The following is a 5210-nucleotide window of genomic DNA, read 5'->3' on the forward strand; positions in this document are numbered from 1 at the left end:
CCCTGCCGCGGCGCCTCTTCGTCGGTGCCGAGCTCTGGCCATCTGCGAGGCCCCCGAGGAATCAAGCTGAGCGCCGGTGCCTACAAGGGTGACGACCATGAGTGCGCCGACGTGCCGACTGTCTCGCTCGAGCGTCCGGTCGGGAACGGCGGATCGTGGACGACTCGCGCCTACCTTTCCGGCCCAGTCAACGGGCGGTAGATTGCGTGCAGCCTCGATGTTAACCAGCACTAACTCGCCGGAGGACTGCCATGGGACGCATGGACGAGGAGGTCATGTCGAGAGAGCTCGACATGGCCTGGCAGCACGTCTTCACCTGGGCCAGCTGGGCGATCGTGCTGGTGATGCTCGTGATCGCCATCCAGCTCGGCCGGGCGCACCGCACGCCGTTCTATGTCTGGGCGATTTTCGCCGCCGGCCTCGGCGCGTTCGCCGAACCGCTCTACGACGTGGCCTTCGACCTGTGGTTCTACGACGTCCACAACGGCGAGCCGGGCGCGATGTACTCGCACTTCTCGGCCTTCGGTGTCGTCCAACCGAACTGGTCGCACAGTGGCTACGTGATCCTCTACGCCGCGGTTGCGCTCTACGCCGGCAAGAAGATGTACGACGGCGCCCTGTCGCGCAAGACGTTGTTCCTGATCTGGGGCGCGGAGATCATGACCTCGGTCGTGTTCGAGGTGATCGGCACCGGCACCGACGTCTACACCTACTACGGCCCGTACGAGCTGCGGATCTGGAACTACCCGGCGGTCATCGGCGTCCTGGAGGGCACCCAGACGGTGCTGTTCACCGTGCTCGCCGTCCAGATCTGGCGCCGCGTCAGCACCCCGTGGGGACTCAGTGCGCTGATCGCGGCCTTCCCGATCACCATGTTCGGCGCGAACTTCGGCATCGGGGCGCCGATCATCATCGCCCTGCACCTGGACCCGGGCGACTTCAACACCGGCATCGTCTGGTTCGCGACGTTCCTGACGATGGGGTTGTGCGCCTTAGCCATCAACGGCGCGGCCAGGTTCCTGCCGAAGCCGTTCGGCACCCCGGAGCCCGACGGCGCGCAGGTGCCACGGGAGACCGTCGCGGTCTAAAGAGCAGCGAGAGAACGAGAAGGGGCCGTCACCCGCAGGTGACGGCCCCTTCTACAACGCTGGCGTGTGCAGGTCAGATTGCCTTGACGTTCTCGGCCTGCGGGCCCTTGGCGCCCTGGGTGATCTCGAACTCCACGCGCTGGTTGTCCTCCAGCGTGCGGTAGCCCGTCGTCTGGATAGCGCTGTAGTGGACAAAGACGTCCGCGCCGCCGTCGTCCTGAGCGATGAAGCCGAAGCCCTTTTCGGCGTTGAACCACTTCACGGTGCCCTGCGTCATGCTGTTGTGCTCCTTCAAGTGCCGTGCGACTGCACGATCTGACGGACCTCGGTCGAGGCCCCAGGTCGCCGGCGCTTCGACCCCGAAAGAGAAAAACGCCCTCCGGAGTGTGTGTCTCCGTGGGCGTTTCGAGAACGTACGGGGAACTGCTTCGCCTTCAACCTGGCCCGGACGCTAGCACAGGATGTGTCCCGGAACACCTCCTCTGGGCCATCGGATAAGGCGATCCGATCGGAGCAGTGCAGTCGCGATGCGTTGAATGTCCTTTTACCGTGCGTTGCATGAACAGGGACGCAGCGTCATGAGTCAGGGCAAGCGGGCCAGGGACGGTGTGGACCGGACCCGCGGGCTCCCCGGGGAGGACCGTCCGGTGCCGGTTCCGATCGCGAAGTGGCGCTCGGCGCTCCCGGACGACGCCTGGCCGCGCAGCTTCCCCAAGAGCGGCTATGTCTGGCGCCAGGACGTCTTCGACGTCGCCGACCGCTGGCGCGCCGGTCGCTGCACCGCCCGCCAGCTGCTGGCGGCGACCCTGATGTGGACCTACGGCGAGCAGGCCGGCGGGCGGCGCCGGACGGTCCGCGCGCTGGCCGGCGATCCCACCGGCGCTCTGCTGGGGGCCGGGCTGCAGGGTCTGCTCGTCGACCATCCGCGGATGGTCGACCTACGCGGCGCCTACCTGGCGCTCCGGACCACAGCGCGGCTGCCGGAACTGGACGCCGACACCTGTACCCGGCTGCTCTACTTCGCCGGCTACCGCCGCGGCGGCAGCGGGGTCCAGCCGCTGATCCTCGACGAGATGATCGTCAAGCGGCTGCCGCGGGACGCCGAGGTCTCCAGCCCGGCCAGCCGCGGCTCCAGCCTGGAGTGGGTGCGCTACATCGTCTGGGCCGCCGCCCAGGCCGCCGAGGGCGAAGAACGGGACCGGGTCGAGATGGACCTGGCCGCCGGTGGGGCTCGCTACGGGGAGGAGCGGAACGCGCTCAAGGACTGGGAGGCCCGGGGGCGACACGCGCGCCGGTGACGCAGTCCTGCGGACTGTGCTTCGTCGGCGCGACAGCCTCGCCGTCCTTCTCGGACAGCCCGGTCTCGGCCAGCTCCTCCCCAGGCAGCGAGTCGGGGACGATGCCGTAGTAGTCCGGAGCCGCGTCCGGCCGGCCGCGACGGAGCAGGCGGCCCAGGTGGAGCGGGTTGAGCCGGTACCAGGGAATCGGCGTCCCGTTCCCGAACAGGTACACCACCAGCGCCAGCACGATGCAGGCGATGATCCCGTCCAGCCAGTAGTGGTTGGCGGTGCCGACCACGGCCATCGCGGTGATGGTCGGGTGCACCAGCCACAGCCAGCGCCACCGGGTCTTGAGCGCGGCGATCAGCCCGGCCGCGACGAGCATGGACCAGCCGACGTGCAGGCTGGGCATGGCGGCGTACTGGTTGACCAGCGACTCCTTGTTGGGGTCGGCGGCGTAGACATCGAAGGGGCCGTAGACCGCCGCGGTGTCGACGAAGCCGTAGCTGCTCAGCATCCGTGGTGGCGCGAGCGGGAACAGAATGTGCCCCAGCAGCGCGGCCGCCGTCATCGCGATGATCGCGCGCCGCACCGGCGGGTAGAGCGCGGGGCGCTGTAGGTACATCCAGATCAGGAATACCGCCGTCGCCGGGATGTGCACGAAGGCGTAGTAGGTGTTCGCGAATTCGACCATGCCGTGTATCGGCAGCATCGCCTGCTGGGCGTCGAGTTCGTTCGGCAGCCGGGCCCAGCGCTCCAGGTCCCAGATCCGCTGCGCGTTCTCATACGCCAGGTCGACGTCGGAGGTGTGCACGACGCGGCCGAACTTGTAGATCACGAACAGGATCGTCATCGCGACCAGTTCGCGGCCGAACCGGGTCAGGGAGGCGGCGCGGACGGGCAAGCGACCGGGCACGAGGGACTGGCGAGCGGCGTCAGCCACGGTCCCTCCGTCCATCGGCCCGGGGCCGGAGCCCAGGAAACCCAGGCGCGGCTCGGCCGGAACCTGGGGGATACAGCCCGTTACGTAACAGTTAACTGTAACGGCATGTGGCGCAGATCCCACTGGCGAATTTCGAGACATGACCGGTCGGAAACCGTCATTTGCCCGGCGTCCGGGGTGCTGCGGAGCACGTGCCGTCCTGAATGCAGCGTACGAAGTAGAACTGGCCCTGACCAGCGGTTGAAACGACCGGCTCAGCCGGGGCGGCGCAACCGCCGCGATCGGCCCGGTTCGGCGTAGCTGCCGTCGCTCGCCCGCACCCACGTGACCAGGGCCTTCTTCTCCGCGTCGGCCCGCAGCGCCGCCCGCAGCGGGCGCCACCAGGTGGTCACTGGGATCTGCGGCAGGACCCGCACCACGGCGGGTTGCTGCAGGGCCGAGAGCCCGGACAGCGCCTTGGTGACCGCGGCGGCGTCGAGCTGCCGGCCCGGCCGCAGGGACAGCGCAGCGTGCAGTTGTTCGTCACTGTCCGCATTCGCTCGGACGCCGTAGGCAGCGACCAGCTCGATCGAGTCGAGCTCGCCGAGGGCGTCCTCGACCGCGGCCGGCGGGACCACCCCGCCGGCGGTGTGGACCAGGTCGGTGATGGCGCCGACCAGCCAGTGGTCGCCGTCGACGTCGCGGCGGAACACGTGCCCGGTGGAGGCCCAGGCGTCCTCGGCCGCCAGAACGTTGCGCAGCGCGCCGGGCGTCGAGGTCGAGGTGCGGGCGATTAGCAGGCCGACCTCGTCGGTGCCGCAGGCGTGGGCGAGGGCGTCGTAGTCGCGCCGGACCTCGCCGGTGGCGAGGTCGCACTTGACGACGGCGACCTCGGCGCTGGCCGGGATCGGACGCCCCTTGGCCCCGACCTTGCGGCCGGAGAGGTTCGCCAGCACGACGTCCTCGGAGCTGGAGACGAAGAACTCCAGCACCGCGGCGGTCGGGAACCGGTCCAGGGTGCGCTGCCAGAGCCAGGCCGGCATGCCGGAGCCGACGAAGAGCCGCACCGGGTGGTGGCGTTCGCCGGGTGCGCGGTCGGCCTCGATCAGATCGCCCAGCAACGTCCAGGTGTAGGACACGACGGTGACGCCGTAGCGGCGCACCTCGGCCCAGAACGTGTCCGGGTCGTACGAGGTGGTCAGCGCGAGGCGGGACCCCCCGGCCAGCGCCCCGCCGACGCTGGTGAGCAGCCCGGCGGCGTGGTGCAGCGGGGTGACGCTGTAGACGGTGTCGGCCGTCGAGAGCCGCGCGGCCGTGGCGGTGCCGTAGGCCGAGCGCGCCCACTGGCCGTTGGTGACGGGGTGGGCGCGGGTGGTCGCGCCCTCGCCGGTGAACAGCACGAAGGCCAGGTCCGAGGCCTTGCCCGGGTTCGGCACGTACCAGTTCGGGATCTGCACCAGGGCCGGGGTGATGCGTTCCAGATCGGTGATGCCCGGGCCGACGTCGCGCGGAGCGCCGCCGCCGCCGAGCGCGTAGACCGAGACCCGACGGGCGGCCCGGGCGGCGTCGGCGTGCTCGGGGTCGGCGATGATCCGCCGCACGTCGCCGAGCTGCGCCTCGCGGGAAGTCGCGCCGTCCGGGCGCAGCATCACCGCGACCGCGCCGATCCGGTTCAGCGCGGTGATCGCGGTCAGCGCACTGGGCCGGGTGTCCATCAGCACGCCCACGCGCTCGCCCGGCCGGACCCCGATCGAGAGCAGGCCCCGGACCACGTTGTCCACCCGGACGCCGGCGGCGGCGTAGGTGTGGCCGCGGCCGTCGAAGACGAAGAAGTGGGCGTCGGCGCTGTTGCGGGTTCCCTCCTCCAGAAGGCCGCCCATCGAGACCCGCTCGGCGCCGCTGGTGCGCTCGAGGCGGGCG

General features: G+C 70.1%; 5 protein-coding genes. 2 read left to right on the top strand and 3 right to left on the bottom strand.

Annotated elements, in window-relative coordinates:
* The first annotated feature begins 251 nt into the window (after window positions 1-251).
* Entirely contained in the window at window positions 252-1088 is an 837-nt protein-coding gene (locus tag H0X00_RS21290) for a hypothetical protein (protein ID WP_367186725.1), read from the top strand.
* 73 nt (window positions 1089-1161) lie between these two features.
* On the opposite strand, the gene H0X00_RS21295 is transcribed toward H0X00_RS21290, so the two are convergent.
* The gene (locus H0X00_RS21295) at window positions 1162-1365 is read right to left on the bottom strand and encodes a cold-shock protein (protein WP_293774615.1); all 204 of its coding nucleotides are present in this window, start codon (window positions 1363-1365) and stop codon (window positions 1162-1164) included.
* 301 nt (window positions 1366-1666) lie between these two features.
* Here H0X00_RS21295 and H0X00_RS21300 point away from each other — a divergent pair, with 301 nt between their 5' ends.
* Entirely contained in the window at window positions 1667-2386 is a 720-nt protein-coding gene (locus H0X00_RS21300; protein WP_293774616.1) for a hypothetical protein, read from the top strand.
* Here the strand turns inward: H0X00_RS21300 and H0X00_RS21305 are convergent.
* Complete coding sequence (locus H0X00_RS21305) at window positions 2346-3311, bottom strand: phosphatase PAP2 family protein (protein WP_293774617.1); 966 nt, start codon at window positions 3309-3311, stop codon at window positions 2346-2348. The genes H0X00_RS21300 and H0X00_RS21305 overlap by 41 nt on opposite strands.
* Window positions 3312-3565: 254 nt before the next feature.
* Window positions 3566-5210, bottom strand: a 1645-nt coding sequence (locus tag H0X00_RS21310) for an AMP-binding protein (protein WP_293774618.1), incomplete at its 5' end; no start/stop codon positions are given.

This window comes from Sporichthya sp., assembly GCF_013815995.1.
Taxonomy (GTDB): Bacteria; Actinomycetota; Actinomycetes; order Sporichthyales; family Sporichthyaceae; genus Sporichthya.